1 protein-coding gene is annotated in these 611 nt (G+C 66.1%); it reads right to left on the minus strand.

Annotation, left to right across the window (positions count from 1 at the left end; all coding sequences use genetic code 11):
* Nucleotides 1–12 precede the first annotated feature (12 nt).
* A partial coding sequence (gene lnt / locus AC1D00_RS44325) for an apolipoprotein N-acyltransferase (RefSeq protein ID WP_477015101.1) occupies nucleotides 13–611 on the minus strand: 599 nt, incomplete at its 5' end.

The following is a 611-nucleotide window of genomic DNA, read 5'->3' on the forward strand; positions in this document are numbered from 1 at the left end:
TTGATGGCGGGATCAGGGGTGCCGTTTGGTCACGCGTCGGCGGACCGCGAGAAGCACGGCCACCGCGACGAGCACGGCCGCAGGCACGTCGCCGACCCGCGCATAGATCGTCGGCGGGATCGCGGCGGGCAGGCTTGCGTCCAAAATGCCTTCGACGCCGAGACCGAGGCTGGCGATGGTTCGTCCCGCCGGATCGATCACCGCGGAGATGCCGGTATTGGCGGAGCGGACCAGCGGCAATCCGAGTTCGATCGCGCGCATCCGCGCCTGCTCCAGATGCTGATAGGGGCCGGTCGAGATGCCGAACCAGCCGTCATTGGTGAGGTTCACGATCCAGCCCGGACGTTCGTTGCGACCGGCAACCTCGCCGGGAAAAATTGCTTCGTAGCAGATCAGCGGCAGCGCGGACGGCGCGCCGGCGACTGGCAGCGCATGCCGCACGGTGCCGGCGATGAAGCCGCCGCGCACACGCGTGAGCTGCTCGAAGCCGAGCTTCTCCATCAGGCCCTGATAGGGAAGAAACTCGCCGAACGGCACCAGATGCAACTTGTCGTAGACCGCGAGCACGCTGCCGTCGTGATCGATCACGTAGATCGAATTATAGGCACGCG

It is taken from the genome of Bradyrhizobium sp. P2_E8 (assembly GCF_056403875.1).